Source organism: Bradyrhizobium yuanmingense (assembly GCF_025200905.1).
GTDB classification, from domain to species: Bacteria; Pseudomonadota; Alphaproteobacteria; order Rhizobiales; family Xanthobacteraceae; genus Bradyrhizobium; species Bradyrhizobium yuanmingense.
Map to the genome: position 1 here is coordinate 6,363,671 of NZ_CP104173.1, position 21,201 is coordinate 6,384,871.

General features: G+C 65.9%; 18 protein-coding genes. 12 read left to right on the top strand and 6 right to left on the bottom strand.

From position 1 onward, the window contains the following. Positions 1-24: 24 nt before the first annotated feature. The 7 genes from gap to N2605_RS29510 all read left to right on the top strand — a co-directional run bounded on the left by gap (position 25) and on the right by N2605_RS29510 (position 7,414). Entirely contained in the window at positions 25-1,032 is a 1,008-nt protein-coding gene (gene gap, locus N2605_RS29480; protein WP_035998321.1) for a type I glyceraldehyde-3-phosphate dehydrogenase, read from the top strand. A gap of 182 nt (positions 1,033-1,214) precedes the next feature. Next, on the top strand, positions 1,215-2,411 hold the full coding sequence (locus N2605_RS29485; RefSeq protein WP_260344279.1) for a phosphoglycerate kinase: 1,197 nt from the start codon (positions 1,215-1,217) through the stop codon (positions 2,409-2,411). A 39-nt stretch (positions 2,412-2,450) separates the two neighbouring features. Continuing rightward, on the top strand, positions 2,451-3,518 hold the full coding sequence (gene fba, locus N2605_RS29490; RefSeq protein ID WP_035998315.1) for a class II fructose-bisphosphate aldolase: 1,068 nt from the start codon (positions 2,451-2,453) through the stop codon (positions 3,516-3,518). A 218-nt stretch (positions 3,519-3,736) separates the two neighbouring features. After that, positions 3,737-4,762 carry a class I fructose-bisphosphate aldolase gene (locus N2605_RS29495; protein WP_260344280.1) on the top strand — a complete coding sequence of 342 codons (1,026 nt, stop codon included), beginning with the start codon at positions 3,737-3,739 and terminating at the stop codon, positions 4,760-4,762. 3 nt (positions 4,763-4,765) lie between these two features. Then, the gene (locus tag N2605_RS29500) at positions 4,766-5,455 is read left to right on the top strand and encodes a thiamine phosphate synthase (RefSeq protein WP_260344281.1); all 690 of its coding nucleotides are present in this window, start codon (positions 4,766-4,768) and stop codon (positions 5,453-5,455) included. 8 nt (positions 5,456-5,463) lie between these two features. Beyond that, positions 5,464-6,537: a tetratricopeptide repeat protein gene (locus N2605_RS29505; RefSeq protein ID WP_035998306.1), complete on the top strand. Its 1,074-nt coding sequence runs from the start codon at positions 5,464-5,466 to the stop codon at positions 6,535-6,537. Between the two features lie 85 nt (positions 6,538-6,622). Beyond that, on the top strand, positions 6,623-7,414 hold the full coding sequence (locus tag N2605_RS29510; RefSeq protein WP_225141101.1) for an inositol monophosphatase family protein: 792 nt from the start codon (positions 6,623-6,625) through the stop codon (positions 7,412-7,414). Between the two features lie 141 nt (positions 7,415-7,555). Here N2605_RS29510 and N2605_RS29515 read toward each other — a convergent pair whose 3' ends face one another. The 3 genes from N2605_RS29515 to N2605_RS29525 form a co-directional block, all read right to left on the bottom strand. Next, positions 7,556-10,717, bottom strand: a complete 3,162-nt coding sequence (locus N2605_RS29515; RefSeq protein WP_035998301.1) for a multidrug efflux RND transporter permease subunit — start codon at positions 10,715-10,717, stop codon at positions 7,556-7,558. Between the two features lie 184 nt (positions 10,718-10,901). After that, complete coding sequence (locus tag N2605_RS29520; RefSeq protein ID WP_085968706.1) at positions 10,902-12,095, bottom strand: efflux RND transporter periplasmic adaptor subunit; 1,194 nt, start codon at positions 12,093-12,095, stop codon at positions 10,902-10,904. 230 nt (positions 12,096-12,325) lie between these two features. Continuing rightward, complete coding sequence (locus tag N2605_RS29525; protein ID WP_225126374.1) at positions 12,326-13,345, bottom strand: SAM-dependent methyltransferase; 1,020 nt, start codon at positions 13,343-13,345, stop codon at positions 12,326-12,328. Between the two features lie 168 nt (positions 13,346-13,513). Between N2605_RS29525 and N2605_RS29530 the strand changes: the two genes are divergently transcribed. The 3 genes from N2605_RS29530 (at position 13,514) to N2605_RS29540 (ending at position 16,148) form a co-directional block, all read left to right on the top strand. Then, positions 13,514-14,527: a hypothetical protein gene (locus N2605_RS29530; RefSeq protein ID WP_036021706.1), complete on the top strand. Its 1,014-nt coding sequence runs from the start codon at positions 13,514-13,516 to the stop codon at positions 14,525-14,527. 146 nt (positions 14,528-14,673) lie between these two features. Continuing rightward, on the top strand, positions 14,674-15,702 hold the full coding sequence (locus N2605_RS29535) for a peptidoglycan -binding protein (RefSeq protein WP_036021776.1): 1,029 nt from the start codon (positions 14,674-14,676) through the stop codon (positions 15,700-15,702). Further along, the gene (locus N2605_RS29540) at positions 15,702-16,148 is read left to right on the top strand and encodes a GNAT family N-acetyltransferase (protein ID WP_225153008.1); all 447 of its coding nucleotides are present in this window, start codon (positions 15,702-15,704) and stop codon (positions 16,146-16,148) included. The genes N2605_RS29535 and N2605_RS29540 overlap by 1 nt, the downstream gene beginning before the upstream one ends. Before the next feature lie 31 nt (positions 16,149-16,179). Here the strand turns inward: N2605_RS29540 and N2605_RS29545 are convergent, their stop codons facing one another. Next, positions 16,180-18,030: an ABC transporter ATP-binding protein/permease gene (locus tag N2605_RS29545; protein WP_260344283.1), complete on the bottom strand. Its 1,851-nt coding sequence runs from the start codon at positions 18,028-18,030 to the stop codon at positions 16,180-16,182. Between the two features lie 197 nt (positions 18,031-18,227). On the opposite strand from N2605_RS29545, the gene rpmE reads away from it, so the two are divergent. After that, positions 18,228-18,455 (top strand): 50S ribosomal protein L31, encoded by a 228-nt coding sequence (gene rpmE, locus N2605_RS29550; RefSeq protein WP_027573780.1) that lies wholly within the window; start codon positions 18,228-18,230, stop codon positions 18,453-18,455. A 199-nt stretch (positions 18,456-18,654) separates the two neighbouring features. On the opposite strand, the gene rcdA is transcribed toward rpmE, so the two are convergent. Both rcdA and N2605_RS29560 read right to left on the bottom strand, forming a co-directional pair. Beyond that, on the bottom strand, positions 18,655-19,164 hold the full coding sequence (gene rcdA, locus N2605_RS29555) for a protease adaptor protein RcdA (protein WP_035998279.1): 510 nt from the start codon (positions 19,162-19,164) through the stop codon (positions 18,655-18,657). Positions 19,165-19,766: 602 nt separating this feature from the next. After that, positions 19,767-19,958: a DUF1192 domain-containing protein gene (locus N2605_RS29560; RefSeq protein WP_260344285.1), complete on the bottom strand. Its 192-nt coding sequence runs from the start codon at positions 19,956-19,958 to the stop codon at positions 19,767-19,769. 118 nt (positions 19,959-20,076) lie between these two features. Between N2605_RS29560 and N2605_RS29565 the strand changes: the two genes are divergently transcribed. Next, complete coding sequence (locus N2605_RS29565; protein ID WP_035998275.1) at positions 20,077-21,075, top strand: NAD(P)H-quinone oxidoreductase; 999 nt, start codon at positions 20,077-20,079, stop codon at positions 21,073-21,075. Positions 21,076-21,201: the final 126 nt, after the last annotated feature.

Sequence of the window (21,201 nt, forward strand, 5' to 3'; positions counted from 1 at the left end):
AACGGTCATTGAAGGAGACGACACATGGCAGTCCGCGTCGGAATTAACGGTTTTGGCCGCATCGGCCGCAACATCCTGCGGGCTATCGCCGAGTCCGGCCGCAAGGACATCGAGGTCGTCGGCATCAACGACCTCGGCCCGGTCGAGACCAACGCTCATCTCCTCCGCTTCGACAGCGTCCATGGCCGCTTTCCCGGCACCGTCACCGTCGACGGCGACTCCATCAGCCTCGGCAACGGCAAGATCAAGGTGACCGCCGAGCGCGATCCCTCGAAGCTGCCCTGGAAGGATCTCGGCGTCGACATTGCGATGGAATGCACCGGCATCTTCACCTCGAAGGACAAGGCTAGCGCGCATCTGACCGCCGGCGCCAAGCGCGTGCTGGTCTCCGCGCCCGCCGACGGCGCCGACGCCACCATCGTCTACGGCGTCAACCACGACACGCTGACCAAGGATCACCTCGTCGTCTCCAACGGCAGCTGCACCACCAACTGCCTTGCGCCGGTTGCCAAGGTGCTGAACGATCTCGTCGGCATCGAGACCGGCTTCATGACCACGATCCACGCCTATACCGGCGACCAGCCGACGCTCGACACGATGCACAAGGATCTCTACCGCGGCCGCGCGGCGGCGATGTCGATGATCCCGACCTCGACGGGTGCTGCGAAGGCGATCGGCCTCGTGCTGCCCGAGCTGAAGGGCAAGCTCGACGGCGTCGCGATCCGCGTGCCGACCCCGAACGTCTCGGTCGTCGACCTCAAGATCGTCGCCAAGCGCGCCACCGACGCCAAGGAGATCAACGCGGCGATGAAGCGCGCCAGCGAGCAGCAGCTCAAGGGCATCCTCGGCTACACCAATGCGCCGAACGTCTCGATCGACTTCAACCACGACCCGCACTCCTCGACCTTCCACGAGGACCAGACCAAGGTGCAGAACGGCACGCTGGTGCGCGTGATGTCCTGGTACGACAACGAGTGGGGCTTTTCGAACCGCATGGCGGACACCGCCGCCGCGATGGCGAAGGTGATCTGAGGGAAGCCAAGGTGCTTCCTCACTGGATTGGCATCCCTGGCGTCATACTGTTGATCGCGTTGATCGCGTACGGATTTCGCCGGGGCCTCGCAGTGAAGTCTCCGAAAGACGGTGGAGGGAGCGGCGACCACGGCCATTCGCCTCCCCCCGATTCCGACACTCCGACGCACGGATGATGAACGATGCCCGCTAAATTCCGCACCCTCGACGACGTCGACGTGAAGGGCAAGCGCGTGCTGCTGCGCGTCGACCTCAACGTGCCCATGGAGAGCGGGCGCGTCACCGACGCCACCCGGCTCGAGCGCGTGGCGCCGACCATCACCGAGCTCGCCGACCAGGGCGGCAAGGTCATCCTGCTCGCGCATTTCGGCCGGCCGAAGGGACGCGACGCCAAGGACTCGCTCAAGCCCGTCGCGGAGGCGCTGGCGAAGGTGGTGAAGAAGCCCGTCGCGTTTGCCGAGGATTGCATCGGCGAGCCCGCGGCCAAGGCGGTAGCCGGCCTGAAGGATGGCGACATCCTGTGCCTGGAAAACACCCGCTTCCACAAAGAGGAAGAAAAGAACGATCCCGCCTTCGTCGCGGAACTCGCGAAGCTCGGCGACATCTGGGTCAATGACGCGTTCTCGGCCGCGCACCGCGCCCACGCCTCGACCGAAGGTCTCGGCCACAAGCTGCCGGCCTATGCCGGCCGCACCATGCAGGCCGAGCTGGACGCGCTGGAGAAGGCGCTGGGCTCGCCGAGCAAGCCCGTGATCGCCATCATCGGCGGCGCCAAGGTCTCGACCAAGATCGACCTGCTGGAAAACCTCGTCACCAAGGTCGACGCGCTCGTGATCGGCGGCGGCATGGCCAACACGTTCCTGCACGCGCAGGGCGTTGCGGTCGGCAAGTCGCTGGCCGAGAAGGATCTTAGCCCCACCGCGCTGCGCATCATGGAGAAGGCGGACGCGGCCAATTGCGCCATCATCCTCCCGGTCGACGCCACCGTCGCCTATCACTTCGCCGCCAACGCGCCGTCGCATGCCTATGGACTCGATGCGATCCCGGCCGACGGCATGATCCTCGACGTCGGCCCGCAATCGATCGCGCGCGTCCATGCCGCGATCGACGATGCGGCGACGCTGGTCTGGAACGGCCCCCTGGGCGCATTCGAGATGCAGCCGTTCGACCGCGGCACGGTCGCGGCCGCCAAGCACGCCGCCGAGCGCACCAAGGCCAAGAAGCTGATCTCGATCGCGGGCGGCGGCGACACCGTCGCGGCGCTCAACCAGGCCCATGTGGCCGGTGACTTCACCTATGTGTCGACCGCCGGTGGCGCGTTCCTTGAATGGATGGAAGGCAAGCCCCTGCCCGGCGTTGAAGTTCTGCGTAGCAAGTAATCAAGCGGCCTTTGAGGCCCCAACGGGAGACAAAGACAGATGGCTCGGATCACGTTACGTCAATTGCTCGACCACGCGGCGGAGAACGATTACGGCGTACCGGCCTTCAACATCAACAACATGGAGCAGGCGCTGGCCATCATGGACGCGGCCAACCAGGTCGATGCGCCCGTCATCATCCAGGCCTCGCGCGGCGCGCGCTCCTATGCCAACGACGTCATGCTCAAGCACATGATGGACGCGGTGACCGAGATCTATCCGCACATTCCGGTCTGCGTTCATCTCGACCACGGCAACGAGCCGGCGACCTGCATGACCGCGATCCAGGCCGGCTTCACCTCGGTGATGATGGACGGCTCGCTCAAGGCCGACGGCAAGACCCCCGGCGACTGGGGCTACAATGTCGGCGTCACCAAGACCGTCACCGACATGGCCCATCTCGGCGGCATCTCGGTCGAGGGCGAGTTAGGGGTGCTCGGCTCGCTCGAAACCGGCATGGGCGACAAGGAAGACGGCCACGGCGCCGAAGGCAAGCTCAGCCACGACCAGCTGCTGACCAATCCGGACGAGGCCGTCAAGTTCGTGCAGGAGACCAAGGTCGACGCGCTCGCGATCGCGATGGGCACCTCGCACGGCGCTTACAAGTTCACCCGCAAGCCCGACGGCGACATCCTCGCCATGAACGTGATCGAGGAGATCCACCGCAAGCTGCCGAACACGCATCTCGTCATGCACGGCTCCTCCTCGGTGCCGCAGGATCTGCAGGACATCATCAACGCCTATGGCGGCAAGATGAAGCCGACCTGGGGCGTGCCGGTGGCCGAGATCCAGCGCGGCATCAAGAACGGCGTGCGCAAGATCAACATCGACACCGACAACCGCATGGCGATGACCGGCCAGATCCGGAAAGTTCTGAAGGACAACCCGGAAGAGTTCGATCCGCGCAAGTACCTGAAGCCGGCGATGGAGGCGATGACCAAGCTGTGCAAGCAGCGCCTGCAGGAGTTCAACACCGCAGGCCAGGCCTCCAAGATCAAGAAGGTGCTGACCACCGCCGAGATGGCCAAGCGCTACGCCAAGGGCGAGCTCGATCCCCGGGTCGCCTAAGGCCTCCGTCACATCCTCCCGTCATTCCGGGACACGCGAAGCGTGGGCCCGGAATCCATAACCACAGCCTGGGGTTATGGATTCCGGGCCTGCGCCTTTCGGCGCATCCCGGAATGACAGAAAGACCCTTTACCCTGCGACGAACGATAACTCGGCAATTGCCCGAGAACGGTCTATTTTCACGGGCAAGGGCAGAATCGTTTTGGGAGGACCTCTCGATGAATCTGACTGAGCTCAACAAGATCGCGACCGCCATGGTGGCGCCCGGCAAGGGCATCCTTGCTGCCGACGAATCCTCCGGCACCATCAAGAAGCGCTTCGACGCCATCGGCGTGGAATCGACCGAGGAGAACCGCCGCGACTATCGCGAGATGCTATTTCGCGCCAAGGACGCCATGAGCCAGTACATCTCCGGCGTGATCCTCTATGACGAGACGATCTGGCAGAATGCCAAGGACGGCACGCCGCTGGTCAAGCTGATCGAGCAGGCCGGCGCCATTCCCGGCATCAAGGTCGACGAAGGCACGCAGGCCTTGCCGATGTGCCCCGGAGAGCTCGTCACGGTCGGGCTCGACAGGCTCGCCGAGCGGCTGAAGAAATATTACGAGCGCGGCGCACGCTTTGCCAAATGGCGCGCGGTGATCGACATCGGCAGCGGCATCCCCTCGATGACCGCGATCAGCGTCAACGCCCACGCGCTGGCGCGCTATGCTGCGCTGTGCCAGGCCGCGCAGATCGTGCCGATCGTCGAGCCGGAGGTGCTGATGGACGGCGACCACGACATCGAGCGCTGCTACGAGGTGACGAGCCGCGTGCTCAACAAGACCTTCCAGGAATTGCGCGTGCAGCGCGTGGCGCTGGAAGGCATGGTGCTGAAGCCGAACATGGCGATATCAGGCAAGAAATGTCCGAAGCAGGCCTCGGTCGAGGAGGTCGCGGAGAAGACGATACGGCTGCTGAAGGCCTGCGTGCCGGCGGCGGTGCCCGGCATCGCCTTTCTGTCCGGCGGCCAGACGGACGAGGAGGCGACCGCGCATCTCAACGCCATGCACAAGCTCGGTCCGCTGCCCTGGGGCCTGACCTTCTCCTACGGCCGCGCGCTGCAGGCCGCGCCGCAGAAGGCCTGGTCGGGCAAGCCTGAGAACGTCGCGGCCGGCCAGCGCGCCTTCAGCCATCGCGCGCGCATGAACGGCCTCGCCTCCAGGGGCGAATGGCAAAGCAGCCTGGAACAGAAGGCAGCCTAGACCTTGTCGAACAAACCGCCTCCGCCGCGCCCGGCGCCGCGCCTCTATCTCGCGACGCCCGTCGTCGACGATACCGCGACGCTGGTCGCCGAGCTACCGGGGCTGATCGCGTCCGCCGACATCGCCGCCGTGCTGCTGCGGCTGAAGGAGACCGATCAGCGCGGCATGATCTCGCGCGTCAAGGCATTGGCGCCGCCGGTGCAGAAGGCGGGCGCGGCACTCCTCGTCGACGGCCATCCTGATATCGTCGCGCGCGGCGGCGCCGACGGCGCGCACCTGCCCGGGATCGCCGCGCTGAAGGAGGCCCTGCCGTCGCTCAAGCCGGATCGCATCGCCGGTGTCGGCGGGCTGACGACGCGGCACCATTCCATGGATGCGGGCGAGATGGGCGCGGATTACGTGCTGTTCGGCGAGCCCGATGCGAAAGGCCAGCGGCCGTCGTCGCAGGCGATCGCCGAGCGGCTCGACTGGTGGGCCGAGCTGTTCGAGCCGCCCTGCGTCGGCTTTGCCACCACGCTGGACGAGGCCTACGATTTCGCCGCCAGCGGCGCCGATTTCGTGCTGGTCGGCGACTTCATCTGGGCCGATCCGCGCGGGCCCAAGGCCGCCCTGATCGAGGTCGATGCCGCGATCAAGAAGGCTCATGCGACGGCGCAGGCCGGCCAAGATCCTGCGGGCCAGGAGCACGGCTAGCGCCCGACATGAAGCTCCCGTGCATCACCATGCTGGCCACGCTGCTGCTGACAGTGCCCGCGGCCGCGCAGCTGCAGATCACCCCGCCGGCGACGACGCCGAGCGCACCGGCAGAGAAGCAGAAGCCAAAGCCGCCCGCCCCTGCCAAGAAGAAGGAGGCAGCACCGGCGCCGAAGCCTACGGCATCTCCCAAGCCGTCCGCTTCGCCCAAGCCGGCAACCGTGATCCCCGCGCCGCCGTCCGACGATCCCAACGTCGACCTCGTGTTCGGCGCCTATCAGCGCGGCCAGTACAAGACGGCGTTCGAGCTCGCCACGGTGCGCGCGCAAGCCGGCGATGCCAAGGCGATGACCATGCTCGGCGAGCTCTATTCCAACGCCATGGGCATCCGGCGCGATTACGCGAAAGCGGCCGAGTGGTACAAGCGCGCCGCCGATGCCGGCGATCGCGAGGCGATGTTCGCGCTCGCCATGCTGCGCATCTCCGGCCGCGGCGGCCCGGTCGACAAAAGCGAGGCGGTCAGGCTGATGGCCTCCGCCGCCAAGCTCGGCGAGCCCAAGGCGGCCTATAACCTCGCCCTGCTCTATTTGGACGGCCAGACGCTGCCGCAGGACGTCCGGCGTTCGGCGGAACTGCTGCGCCAAGCCGCCGATGCAGGCCTGCCCGAAGCGCAATACGCGCTCGCGACCTTCTACAAGGAGGGCACCGGTGTGCCGAAGGACCCCGAACGCGCGGTGCGGCTGCTGCAGGCCGCCGCGATCGCCGACAATGTCGATGCCGAGGTCGAATATGCCATCGCGATGTTCAACGGCACCGGCACGCCGAAGAACCAGCCGGCGGCTGTCGCCCTGCTTCGCAAGGCCTCCCGCCAGGGCAGCGCGATCGCGCAGAACCGGCTGGCCTGGGTGCTGATCAACGGCGTCGGCACGCCCGTGGACAAGATCGAAGGCTTCAAATGGCACCTGGTGGCCAAGACGGCCGGCAAGGGCGACCCCGAGCTCGACAAGCAGCTTTCCGATCTGCCGGCCGATGACCGCGCCAAGGCCGAGGCCGCCGCCAGGAAGTGGCTCGGGTCCAAATGACTTGACGCGGGGCCCCTCACGGGGCACCCAATCCCCCAAACAGGCGCGTTTCCGCGCCCCTCCCCCCGATCAAGACCAGAAGCATATGCTGTATTCCGCCACTATCAACGTCATGGTCAAGGCGGCGCGCCGCGCCGGCCGCAGCCTCAAGCGAGATCTCGGCGAGATCGAGCATCTCCAGGTCTCGCTGAAGGGACCGGCCAATTTCGTCTCGCTCGCCGACAAGCGCGCCGAGGAGATCCTCTACCAGGACCTCGCCAAGGCCCGGCCCGGCTACGGCTTCATCGGCGAGGAAGGGGGCAACCGCGAGGGCACCGACAAGAGCCACACTTGGATCGTCGACCCCTTGGACGGCACCACCAACTTCCTGCACGGCATCCCGCAATTCGCGATCTCGATCGGGCTTGCGCGCGAGGGCACCGTGATTGCGGGCGTGATCTACAACCCCGCCAATGACGAGCTCTACATCGCCGAGCGCGGCAAGGGCGCCTTCCTCAACGACCAGCGCCTGCGCGTCGCCGGCCGCCGCCAGCTGAGCGAATGCGTGGTGGCCTGCGGCCTGCCCCATATCGGCCGCGGCGACCACCAGGAATTCCGCCGCGAGATGACCGCGATCCAGGACCGCGTCGCCGGCTTGCGCCGTTTCGGCGCTGCCTCGCTCGATCTCGCCTTCGTCGCCGCCGGCCGGCTCGACGGGTATTGGGAGCGCGATTTGCAATCCTGGGACATCGCGGCCGGTATGCTGATGGTGCGCGAAGCCGGCGGCACCATCAGCGATATCGCAACGCCGGGCGACCCGCTGGTCACCGGGCACGTCGTGTGCGGGAATGAGTACGTGCACGGGGAGCTGGTGAAGATCTTGCGGAAGCCGGCTTAAGGCGGAAGCTCGCGCTCCACATTCCCCTGTCATTCCGGGGCGCGCCTCTTGGCGCGAGCCCGGAATCCATTGATCCTCGTCAATGGTGGCCCGCTGGATTCCGGGCTCGTGCTTCGCACGCCCCGGAATGACGGGGGTGCATCAGTGGCCTGTGTGCGCCCGCGCCGGTCGGCCGTGCGCTTCAGCTTCCCGCGCCGCCTTCGGCTCGCGATCACCCGCCAGCACGCGCTGCACCGAGACGAAGAACACCGGCACCATCAACAGCGCCAGGATCACGACCGCGATCATGCCGCCCATCACCACGCTGCCGAGCGCCTGCTGGCTGGCGCCGCCGGCGCCGTGGGCGATGGCCATCGGCAGCACGCCGCAGATGAAGGCAAGGCCGGTCATCAAGATGGGGCGGAAGCGCAGGCGGCAGGCTTCGATGGTGGCTTCGACCAGCGGCTTGCCTTCCTTCCGCAAGTCTTTCGCGAACTCGATGATCAGGATCGCGTCCTTGGCGGCGAGGCCGATGATGGTGATCAGGCCGACGGTGAAATAGACGTCGTTGGGCAGGCCGCGCAGCATGGCGGCAGTGACCGCGCCGACGATGCCGAGCGGCACGGTGAGCAGCACCGCGAGCGGAATGGTCCAGCTCTCGTAGAGCGCGGCGAGGCACAAGAACACCACGAACACCGACAGCGCGAGCAGGAACGGCGCCTGCGAGCCCGACAGCTTCTCCTGTAGCGACTGTCCGGTCCATTCATAGCCGAAGCCGCGCGGCAATCGGTCGGCGAGCCGCTCCATCTCGGCGATCGCGTCGCCCGAGGTGAAGCCGGGCCTGGCCTCGCCGGAGATGCGCACCGCCGGATAATAGTTGAAGCCGGCGATCTGCGTCGGGCCGCGCGCCCATTCGATCGTGGTGAAGGACGAGAACGGCACCAGCTGGCCGCGGCTGTTCTTGACGTTGTAATTGAGGATGTCCTCGGCCCGCATGCGGTCGCGCGCGTCCGCCTGCACCACGACGCGCTGCATGCGGCCGCGATTCGGGAAGTCGTTGATGTAGTTCGAGCCGAGATTGGTCGAAATGGTGTTGTTGATGTCCTCGAAGGTGACGCCGAACGCGCCGGCCTTCTCGCGGTCGATCATGAGATTGACCACGCCCGCCTCGGGCAGGCCTTCGATATAGACCTTCTGCAGCACCGGGCTGGCATTGGCCTCCGCGATCAGCTGGTCGGCGGCGCGCATCAATTGCTGATAGCCCTTCTGGCCGCGATCCTGGAGGCGAAACGAGAAGCCGGACGAGTTGCCGAGATTGTCGATCGGCGGCGGCTGCAGCGCCGAGATTTTTGCGTCGCGGATCGACGAGCCCAGGTCGCGGTTGACGTCGTTGACGATCGCGGCAGCGGAGTCCTTCGGCCCGCGCTCCGACCAGTCCTTCAGCGTGATGAAGGCCTGCGCGGTGTTCATGCCCTGGCCGGAGAAGCTGAAGCCGGTGAGGAAGGTGACGTTGTCGACGCCCGGCCGCGCGGCGAGATATTTTTCGACCTTCTCGATCACGGCCTCGGTGCGGGCATAGGACGAATCCGACGGCGTCTGCACGTCGGTGGTGATGAAGCCCTGGTCGTCGACGGGGAGGAAGCCGCCGGGCAGGTTGACGAAGGCCCAGGACAGGCCGACCAGCAGCGCGGCATAGACCAGCATCAGGCGGCCGGTGCGATTCAGCGAAAAGCCGACGGTGCGTGAATAGCGTTCCTTGACGCCTTCGAGCATGCGGTTGAACCAGCCGAACACGAAGTTGGTCGAATGACCGTGCCCCTTTGCCACAGGCTTCAACAGCGTCGCGCACAGCGCCGGCGTCAACGACAGCGCCAGGAAGGCGGAGAAGCCGATCGCGGCGACCATGGTGACGGAGAACTGGCGGTAGATGATGCCGACCGAGCCCGGGAAGAACGCCATCGGCACGAACACCGCCATCAGCACCAGCGTGATGCCGATGATGGCGCCGGTGATCTGCGACATGGCTTTACGCGTCGCTTCCTTCGGCGGCAGGCCTTCCTCGGCCATGATGCGCTCGACGTTCTCGACCACGACGATGGCGTCGTCGACGAGGATGCCGACCGCCAGCACCATGCCGAACATCGAGAGCATGTTGATGGAATAGCCGGCGAGCAGCAGCGTGGAGCAGGCGCCCAGCAGCGCCACCGGGACCACGATGGTCGGAATGATGGTGTAGCGGATGTTCTGCAGGAACAAGAACATCACCACGAACACCAGCACCACGGCTTCGACCAGCGTCGTCAGCACCTTCTCGATCGAGGCCTCGACCACAGGCGTGATGTTGTAGGGGATCTCGTAGGTGATGTTGGCCGGGAAGAAGCGCGACAGCTCCTTCATCTTCGCTTCGACCGCGCTGGCGGTCGCCAGCGCATTGCCGGTCGGCGACATCAGGACCGACAGGCCCGCCGTCGGCTTGCCGTCGAGGCGCGTGTTGAACTGGTAGCTGAGGCCGCCGACCTCGATGCGCGCGACGTCGCGCAGGCGCACGGTCGAGCCGTCGGCATTGGCGCGCAGGATGATGGCGCCGAACTCGTCGGGCGAGGAGAGCTGGCCTTTGACCAGCACCAGTGCCGAGGTGCGCTGGTTCGAGGTCGACGGCTCGGCGCCGATGCTGCCGGAAGCGACCTGCGCGTTCTGCGCGGTGATGGCCTTGTTGACGTCGTCGGCGGTCAGGCCATAGCCGACCAGCTTGGCCGGATCGACCCAGACACGAAGCGAGCGCTCGGTCGAGTACAGTGTGGCGCGGCCGACGCCGGGAATGCGGCGGATCTCGCCGAGCACGTTGCGGATCATGAAGTCGCCGAGGCCGACTTCATCCAGGCTGCCGTCAGTCGAGTTCAGCGTGATGATCTGCAGCACTGCGCTCGAGGCTTCCTCGATCAGGATGCCCTGCTGCATCACCGCGCGCGGCAGGCGCGCCTCGACGCGCTTGATGCGGTTCTGGACCTCGACCGAGGCGGCACTGGTGTCGGTGCCCGGCTGGAAATTGGCGATGATCTCGACCTGGCCGAGCGAGTCGCTGGTCGATTCGAAATTGAGGATGTTGGCGGCGCCGTTGAGCTCCTCCTCGATCAGCCGCGTGACGCTATTGTAGAGGTTTTCCGGCGAGGCGCCGGGATAGCTGGTCGAGACCGAGATCGAGGGCGGCGCGATGATCGGATATTGCGCGATCGGCAGCAGCGGCACCGCGATCGCGCCGATCAAGCAGATGAACAGCGCGACCACCCAGGCGAAGATCGGCCTGTCGATGAAGAAACTCGGCATTGGCCGTTTTATCCTCGTTGTTCGGTTAGACCCTCATGGTGAGGAGCGCGGAACGCGCGCTCCGGACGATGCCGCGCATCGCCGCGAGAACCATGAAGGCCCGGCTCTCTCCCGCGGCCATCCTTCGAGACGCCCGCTTGCAGCGGGCTCCTCAGGTTAAGGACGACACTTGCTGCGCGGAGCGTTACCGCGTGAGCTGCTGAGCGTGCCGGTTGTCTGCGGTCGCTTCCGCCTCCGACCAGGATTGCGGCTTGACCTTGTCGCCGGCCGCGAATTTCTGGAAGCCTTCGACCACGACCTTGTCGCCGGACTTCAGGCCTTCGGTGATGAACCAGAGGCCGTCCTGCACCGAGCCGGTGCGCACCGGCTGCACCGCGATGTGATTGTCGTCCTTGACGACGAACACCTCGCTGCCGCCGCCGCCATTGCGCTGGATCGCCTGCTGCGGCACCGCGATCGCATCGGAATCGAGACCCTGGTCGATGCGGACCCGGACATACATGCCCGGGAGCAGCTCGCGCTTGGGATTGGGGAACTCGCCGCGCAACGTCACCTGCCCGGTGTGGGCGTCGACCTTGGCGTCGGAGAACAGCAGCTTGCCGTCGAGCGAATAGATGGTGTTGTCGTCGAGCACGAGGCGCACCTTGGCGGCATCGGCGGCGATGCGATCGAGGTCGCCGGTCTCGAAGGCGCGGCGGAGCTGGTTGAGCTCGGTCACCGACTGGGTAAAGTCGGCATAGATCGGATCGAGCTGCTGGATGGTGGCGAGATTGGTCTCGTTCTGCACGGCGAGCGCGCCCTCGCTGACGAGGGCCGCGCCGACCACGCCGTCGATCGGCGCACGCACGGTGGCGTAGTCGAGATTGAGCCTGGCCCGCGCGAGCTCGGCCTTGCGGCCCTCGACCTCGGCATGGGCCTGGCGTTCGGCCGCAATCGCCTTCTCGTTCTCGGCTTCGGGCGCGGCGCGATCCCTGGTCAGGGTGGCGATACGATGCGCCTGCTGCTTGGCCTGCGCCAATGCCGCTTCGGCCTTCGCCAGCGCGGCCTCGTTGGCCATGACCTCGACCTCGAACGGGCGCGGATCGATGCGGTAGAGCGGATCGCCGGCCCTGACCTCGCTGCCCTGGCGGAACAGGCGCTCTACCACGATGCCGGACACGCGCGGCCGGACTTCGGAGACCCGGGTCGGGGCGATGCGGCCCGGCAGCTCGCGCACCACGGCGCGCGGCTGCGGCTTGACGATAACGATGCTGACGTCAGGGGCAGGCGGCTGGGCGGCGGACACCGCGGAACTGGATTCCTCGCAAGCACCCAGCAGCGGCGCAAGGGCCGCGAGCATCATTGCAACGCATGCCGATCGCGCTCGAATTCCAAACATGAAGTGGGATGCCCCGATTGTTGAAACTGATCATGCTCGCGCGAAGCCCGTTCTGGACCTTTTGCACGCGGCTGATGCCGCCAAAATAGAATGCATCTGCTGCGATGCAACGCATGGCGCGGGCGGCTCATTGTCACACAGCTTATCCCGTTGAAATCAGAAGGCTTTTGCGGTGTAACTTGATTGTGAATCTAAGTTCCACCGGCGCGTGCTGCGGCGGAACACCGCAATTACTCGGCGGCCTTCATCCGGTAATGGCTGACGCCCCATTCTGTTCCGTCGGCGTAACCGAACAGGCCCGAGGTCGCGAGCAGGAACCAGCGCCAGCGACGCATCCAGAGAGCGGTCTCCTCGCCGTGGACCCCGTGCAAGGAGGCTTCGATGGCCTCGCGATGGGCATCGAAATTGGCCAGCCAGTCGTTGGCGGTGCGCTGGTAGTGCGTGCCGCTCCAGCACCATTCCTTCTCGATGGCAAAGATATCGTCGAACTGCCTGACGAGGTGATGGCTCGGCATCAGCCCGCCTGTGTAGACGTATTGCGCGATCCAGTCGTCGCGATCGGCCGGGTCAGGCAGATGCGAGCCGGACCGGTGGGTGACGACGTGCATGAAGAACCGTCCCTCCGGCGCGAGCCATGACCGCACGCGCGTCATCAGCTTGCGCCAGTTGCTCATCCGCTCGAACATCTCGACCGAGACGATGCGGTCGAACTGGCCATCGGGCGCGAACACGTTCATGTCGGCCGTGACCACGCGCAGATTCAGCAGCCCGCGCCGCCGCGCCTCCTCCTCGACGGAGGCGCGCTGCGCCTGCGAGGCCGCGACCGCCGTCACCGTCGCGTGCGGAAATTGCCGTGCCATCCACAGCGACAGCGAGCCCCAGCCACAGCCAAGCTCCAGAATGGCCTGGCCGTCGGCCAGGCCGGCATGCTCGACGGTCTGGCGCAGCGCCTCCTCCTCCGCCTCCCGCAAGGTGGTCGCGTCGGTCTTGTAGAAGCAGGAGGAGAATTTGCGTTTGGGGCCGAGCAAGTCGGCGAAGAAGGCCGCGGGCACCTCGTCATGCCCCGCTGCCGCGCCCTCGGCGATCGGCCGCAGCATCATCCGCCCGGCGAAGGCGGCATCGTCGCCGAGGCCCAGCCCGGACAGGCGCGTCGCCATGCGGGAGCACAGGCGCTGGATCGCGGCGCGGATCACCACGTCCGGCAGCGGCACACGCTCGGCAGTCCCGATGATCGCGGAAACGACGCTCATGCGCCCCCCGAATGGCGAACTTCTGCAGAGACCTGCTTATCAAAGCACCGCTTCCGGTCCGGGTTCCCCGAGCTGTCCCCGAAATCGGCGCATCCGGCGCTTTTTTTGGGCCGGCGCTGTGCCATAGTGCGCGCCGCAAGCAAGCTTTACGTAACGGATGATACCGGCATGAGGTCTGGCACTTCCCGATCCACCATGGACATCGAGTACACCAAACTGTCCTCGCCCAGCGTCTTCCTGGTGCGGATGCTGGTCTTCCTGGTGCTGTGCACGCTGGTGAGCGTGGTGCTCTACAAGCAGATCGTCCAGGCCTTCTTCGCCAATCCCGGGCTCAACGCCCTGATCGGAGGGGTGCTGTTCATCGGCATCATCCTGGCCTTCCGCCAGGTCATCCGGCTCTATCCCGAAGTCTCCTGGGTCAACAATTTCCGCGTCGCCGATCCCGGCCTGGCGCCGGCCCGCCACCCCAAGCTGCTGGCGCCGATGGCTGCGATCCTTGGCGGGGAGCGCTCGGGGCGGATGACCATCACCCAGACCACGATGCGGCACCTGCTCGATTCGATCGCGACCCGCCTGGACGAGGCCCGCGACATCTCCCGCTACATGACCGGCCTCTTGGTCTTCCTCGGCCTGCTCGGCACCTTCTGGGGCCTGATCGAGACGGTGGGCTCGGTGGGCAAGGTGATCGACGGGCTCAAGGTCGGGAGCGATTCCGGGGCGCTGTTCGACACGCTGAAGGAAGGTCTCGCCGCCCCGCTCGGCGGCATGGGCATCTCCTTCTCCAGCTCGCTGTTCGGCCTTGCCGGCTCGCTGATCCTCGGCTTCCTCGATCTGCAATCGAGCCAGGCGCAGAACCGCTTCTACACCGATCTCGAAGACTGGCTCGCCACCACAGTGCGCGAGTATGGCAACGGCGAGGCGCCTGTCGCGACCGGCGGCGGCGTCGCCAGCGGCGAGCTTCAGGCCGCGGTCGAACGGCTGCGGTCCGTGCTCGAGGAAGGCAGCGCCGGCCGCGGCACCACCGCGGCGATGGCGAGCCTTGCCGAAGCCATCCAGGCGCTGGTCTCGCACATGCGCACCGAGCAGCAGATGATCCGCGAATGGGCCGACGGCCAGGGCGAGCAGAACCGCGAGATCCGCCGCCTGCTGGAGCGGATCGCGCGCCAGCCCGAGAAGAGTTGAGACGGTGTTGTGCCCCGGACGCGACGCAGCATGAAATGATGCATCGCTGAGCCGGGCCCAGCGTCAGGGACAAGATGGGTCCCGGCTCTGCGCAGCAGCGTTGCACGCTGCACCGCGTCCGGGACACAAGAGTGGAGACGGATGACATGGCCCTTGCCCGCGCCCGCCGCAGCGAAGGCGGTCTCAACTACTGGCCCGGCTTCGTCGACGCGCTGTCGACGCTGGTGCTGTCGATCGTGTTCCTGCTGTCGGTATTCCTCGTGGTGCAGTTCTTCCTGTCGCAGGAGGTCACCGGCAAGGACAAGGCGCTGGAGCAGCTCAACGCCAAGATCGCCCAGCTCAACGAGCTGTTGTCGCTGGAGAAGCTCGGCAAGCTCACCCTCGACGACCAGGTCTCGTCGCTGAAAGCCGGGCTCGCCTCGGCTGAGTCCGAGCGCGACCGCATCAAGGGTCTCTATGACGGCTTGGCGGCCGCCGGCAACGATGCGCAAGGCAAGACCGCCGAGCTCGGCAAGGCATTGGACTCGGAGAAGGCGGTTTCGGCGCGGGCGCTGGCGCAGATCGAGGTGCTGAACCAGCAGATCAGCGCGCTGCGCCGGCAATTGGCGGCGCTGGAGGAGGCGCTCGATGCCTCCGAGAAGCGCGACAAGGAATCGCAGAACCGCATCGCCGACCTGGGCTCTCGCCTCAACGTCGCCCTGGCGCAGCGCGTGCAGGAATTGTCGCGCTACCGCTCGGAATTCTTCGGCCGCCTGCGCGCCATCCTCGGCAACCGCCCCGACATCCGCATCGTCGGCGACCGCTTCGTGTTTCAGTCCGAAGTGTTCTTCGACACGGGACAAGCGGTCCTGCTGCCCGAGGGCCGCGCCGAGCTCGACACCTTGGCAGCGGCGCTGATCGAGCTCGACAAGAAGATCCCGAGCGACATCCCCTGGGTGCTGCGCGTCGACGGCCATACCGACGTGCGGCCGGTGAGCGGCGCGAACTTCAGGTCGAACTGGGACCTGTCCGCGGCGCGCTCGATCTCAGTGGTGCAATATCTGGTCTCGCTCGGCGTGCCCGCCCAGCGCCTCGTCGCGGCCGGCTTCGGCGAATTCCAGCCGCTCGATACCGGCAACACCGAGGAGGCCTACAAGCGCAATCGCCGCATCGAGCTGAAGCTGACGGAGCGGTAGTGAGCGCGCTCCACCTCCGCCTTTACCGACCCGAAGACGAAGCCGTCGCGATCGATCTCTGGCATCGCACCTGGCAGCAGGCCTATCCGCAGATCGACTTCGCGGCACGGCTCGAATGGTGGCGCGAGCGCTGGCTGAGGGATCTGGTGCCGAAGGCCCAGATCGTGGTGGCGGAGCAGGACGGCGCGCTGGTCGGTTTCGTCACCGTCGACGGCGAAGGCTATCTCGACCAGCTCGTCGTCGATCCCGCGCATTGGGGCTCCGACGCGGCAAGGCTGCTGGTGGACGAGGCCAAGCGGCTGTCGCCCTCGGGCGTCACGCTGCTCGTCAACAAGGACAATGCCCGCGCGATCCGCTTCTACGAGCGTAGCGGCTTCGCCCATGCGGGCGACGACGTGAACCCGACCTCGGGGCGGCCGGTGTTGAAGATGGTGTGGAAGGCGTGAGGTCCCCGGTACTTTCCGCCGTGTGAGGCGTCTACGCGCCCTCGAACTGCAGCCGCGCCAGCCGCGCATAGAGCCCGTTCGCCGCGACGAGCTCGGCATGCGTGCCCTGCTCGACGATCCGGCCCTGGTCCATCACCAGGATGCGGTCGCAGGAGAGCACGGTGGCGAGGCGGTGGGCGATGACGAGCGTGGTGCGGTGGCGCATCAGCTCTTCCAGCGCGGTCTGCACCAGCGTCTCGCTTTCGGCGTCGAGCGCGGAGGTGGCTTCGTCCAGCAGCAACAGCGGCGCGTCGCGCAGGATGGCGCGTGCGATCGCAATGCGCTGGCGCTGGCCGCCGGAGAGCGTCACGCCGCGCTCGCCGAGCGCAGTCTCGAAACCTTCGGGCAGGCGGCGGATGAATTCGGCGGCATGGGCGAGCTCGGCGGCGCGCTCGACCTCGGCATCGGTCGCATCGGGCCGGCCGAAGCGGATGTTCTCGCGGGCGCTCGCGGCGAACACCACGGATTCCTGCGGCACCAGAGCGATGCGCGCGCGGAAATCGCCGGGGTCGGCGGACCTGACCGGCACGCCGTCGAGCGAGATCGTCCCGCTGCGCGGATCGTAGAAGCGCAGCAGCAGATGAAAGATGGTGCTCTTGCCGGCGCCGGAGGGACCGACGATCGCGACCTTCTCGCCGGGACGCACGGTGAACGACACCGCGTCGAGCACCTTGACGTCGGACCGCACCGGATAGGCGAAGCTGACCCGATCGAAGCCGACTTCGCCGCGCGCCGGCACCGGCAGCACAAGCGGGGCCGCAGGCGCGGTGATCTCGGGCTCGACGTGGAGGATCTCGAACAGGCGCTCGGCCGCGCCCGATGCCGCCGAGACCTCGCCCCAGACCTCGCTGAGCTGGCCGAGGCCCGCCGCGGCAAACACGGCATAGAGAACGAACTGGCCGAGCCGGCCCGGCGTGATCGCGCCGGAGAGCACGTCATGCGAGCCGATCCAGAGGATGGCGACCACGCTTGCGAACACGATGAAGATGATGATCGCCGTCAGCACGGCGCGGGCCTGGGTCGAGGTGCGCGCGGCTTCATAGGCCTGCTCGACCTCGCCGCCGAAACGCTTCTCGGCAAATTGCTCGCTGGTGTAGGCCTGCACGGTGCGGATCGCGCCGACCAATTCGCCCGCATAGGCGGAGGCGTCGGCGAGCGTGTCCTGCGCATTGCGCGACAGGCGCCGCACCCAGCGCCCGAACGCCACCAGCGGCAGCACGATCAAAGGGATGGCCAGCAGCACGAAGCCCGACAGCTTCGGGCTCGTGATCACCATCATCGCCGTCGCGCCGAGGAACATCATCAGGTTGCGCAGCGCGATCGAGACGGAGGCACCGACCGCCGATTTCAGCTGGGTGGTGTCGGCAGTGAGGCGCGAGATCAATTCGCCGCTGCGGGCGGAATCGAAGAAGGCGGGAGAGAGCGACAGCAGATGGGCGAAGACGTCGCGCCGGAGATCGGCGACGATGCGTTCGCCGATGCTCATCACGAGGTAGTAGCGCGCGGCGCTGGCGATCGCGAGCACGGCGACGACCGCGAGCATGACCGAGAAGTAGCTGTTGATCAGCTCGATGCCCTCGGGCGTCAGGCCGAAATCGATCATCCGGCGCACCGCGACCGGCACCAGCAGCGTGGTCAACGCTGCGATCGTCAGCGCAACGAAGGCCAGCGCCGCCCGGCCGCGATAGCGGATCACATACGGCGCGAGCGCGAGCAGCGGCCGCAGCTTGGCGCGGCCCTTGGCCGGCGCTTCGATCAGCTCGGCCTCGATCGAGGGAGTGTCTGCGGCGTTCATTGCGGGCCGTTCGACATCGTGGTCATCCAGCCGTTCCACTGCGCTCATGAGATCCGACCCGTTGCATTGATCTGCTCCCAATAGGCCGGTGCATGAGTAGTGGCAAATCCGGGAAGTCCCTTAGGGGCAAACCCGGTCCAGCGCGCCGGCATGGCTTGTTTTGCGGGGTTTCGTGAGGTATAGAGCCGCCCAAATCCGTCATTCGCGAGCCACCCAAGAAGGCGCCGGAGCGCCGAGGAATTGCCATGAAAGCCGAAATTCATCCGAATTATCATACGATTAAGGTCGTCATGACCGACGGAACCGAGTACCTGACCCGCTCGACCTGGGGCAAGGAAGGCGACACGCTGAACCTCGACATCGATCCGAAGTCGCACCCGGCCTGGACCGGCGGCTCCGCCCAGATCATGGACCGCGGCGGCCGCGTCTCGCGCTTCCAGAAGAAGTTTTCGGGCTTCCTCAAGAAGGATTGAGCCGGCCGCAAGGCTGGAGATGAAAACGCCCCCGGGAGACCGGGGGCGTTTTTTGTTTCTAGCCGTCATTCCGGGGCGCGACGAAGTCGCGAGCTACGATGCGCAATTGCGCATCTGAGAATCCATAACCTCGATCGGGAGTATGGATTCCGGGCCCGCGCCAAGAGGCGCGTCCCGGAATTACGATTGTTGATAGACCCTACCGCTCGAACGCGGCCTTCAGCGCGTTGAGGTGCGGCACCAGCGGGTTGCCGATCGTGGCCTGCTCGGCCGGCGGGGTGTGGATCGTGCTGTCGAGGCGGCGGACGCGGGTCTGCAGGCTCATCGAGCGATGGATCAGGTCCTGAAGCTGCGCGGGCAGCTTCTCGATGGTGTCGGCGGGACCGGGATCGGCGGCGGTAAGCTTGACCTTGGTCTTCTCGCGATTGGCCTGGCTTAGCGTCATCTCGCCTTCCTTGACCGCGCGGTGCAGCAGCAGCCAGGAGGCGAGCTGCATCAGGCGCGTCGTGAGGCGCATGCTCTCGGTCGCATAGGTGAGGCTGACGGCGCGGTCGAGCGCCTTGGCCTCAACGCGGCCGGCGCCGTCGAGATAGGCGGCGGTCTCCTCGACGAGGTCCATGCCCTCACGGAACAAATTGCCGAACGCCGCAGAATTGGTGAATCGCTCACTGAGCTGAACGAGCGCGCCGTCGGCCTGCAAACGTTCCATGGTTAACGCCTCTTACGCAACTGTTTGACTGCCCGGCTTTGCCGCCGGCTTATGATGAACAAATCATTGCGCGGGCGGGACGCGGAGTCCAGTGACAAGCGCGGATATGGTTTCTGCGGGTCAATCCTTTCGAATGCAACCGGGATGAGAGGTGCAAACCGGGCAGTGAACGCAAAAAAGAGCCGCCGGAGACCGGCGGCTTTGAAAGTTGATAACAGGGAGGCGTCAAACAGAGTGGACAGGAGCCACTCGGTGTCCAAACGAGGACAGTTCCAGTCATAAACCCGAAAGCTTAATCTGAAGTAAACGAGCTAATTTTTTCAGAGTTCATTAGTCATGTGAGCCAGTGGCCGAGTGTGCTGCGGGAACAGACTCTCCGTCGTCATTCCGCGGCGCGACGAAGTCGCGAGCTACGATGCGCAATTGCGCATCTGAGAATCCATAACCACGAGCGGATGGAACGGCCCGGCTCTCTTGGCGCGCCCTTTTGCAAGAGCCTGGATTATGGATTCCGGGCTCGGCGCTGACGCGCCGCCCCGGAATGACGAGGCGGGGAAAGTTCGGCCCACGCGTCCGGGACGACAGTCGTTGTGCGGCGACCACTACGACTTGAAAATACTGTTCGCCGCATCGCGCGAGGCGCGTTTCTTGGCGGTGGCTTCTTCCAGTCTTGCGATCTCGGTCTTGAGCAGCGCCACGCGCTCGGTCAGTTCCTCCACTGACAAAAGTGAGAGGTCCTGCCCAATTTCATGGCTGATCTTTTTGCGCGAGCGATCGTCCTCTTCTAGCGGCATCGTCGTTGCTCCTCTCGTCCGCGGACCGGACCACACGGCCTAAGGCGGTTGCCAGCCTGCACCGCGCTGGCTAAGCAAGGGCCTCGTTTCCTCCCGCACTTTTGCTCAAGGACACATCATGGACAAGCTGCCCGCGCAAATGACCGTGGTCGCCATCTCCAAGCCCGGCGGGCCGGAGGTGCTGGTGCCGGAGCAACGCAGTGTTCCGCAGCCCGGCCCCGACGAGATCCTGGTCAAGGTCGAAGCTGCCGGCGTCAACCGGCCCGACGTGGCGCAGCGCTCCGGCGCCTATCCGCCGCCGCCCGGCGCCAGCGACCTGCCCGGCCTCGAGATATCAGGCGAAGTCGTCGCGGTCGGCAGCAACGCCAAGCGGCACAAGGTCGGCGACAAGGTGATGTCGCTGGTCGCCGGCGGCGGCTATGCGCAGTACTGCATCGCCCAGGACGCCCAGGCGATGAAAGTGCCGCCGGCGCTGTCGATGAAGGAAGCCGGCGCGCTGCCGGAAACACTGATGACGGTCTGGCACAATGTGTTCGAACGCGGCGGCCTCAAGGCCGGCGAGACGCTGCTGATCCATGGCGGCTCGTCCGGCATCGGCACCATGGCCATTCAGCTTGCCAAAGCCTTCGGTGCGAAAGTGTTCGTCACCGTGGGATCGCAGGACAAGATCGACGCCTGCCTCAAACTGGGGGCCGACCGCGCCATCAACTACAAGACCGAAGACTTCGTCGCCGTGGTGAAGGCGGAGACCAACAACGTTGGCATCAACCTGATCCTCGACATGGTCGCCGGCGACTATGTCGACCGCAACTATGATGCCGCCGCGGTCGACGGCCGCATCGTCCAGATCGCGACCCTCAACGGCCCCAAGGTCAGCGTCAACATCGCCAAGGTGATGGTCAAGCGCCTGACCCATACCGGCTCGACCTTGCGCCCCCGTAGTAATGCGGACAAGGCGGCGATGGTGGCCGCGATCGAGCAGAAAGTGATGCCGCTTTTGCGCGAAGGCCGCGTCAAGCCGGTGATGGACAGCACTTTCCCGCTGGAAAAGGCGGCAGACGCCCACCGGCGCATGGAAACGAGCGCACATATTGGCAAAATTGTGTTGGAGGCCTAGGCCGCTGGCCCACAGGGCAAGCCGGAAACCCTTTGATTTTCCTCGCTTTCGTGGCATCTATCGCGACGCACCGAACCGCATCGGTCCGGTCTGAAATCGCCTTTTAGATTTGCCTTGCACTGACGA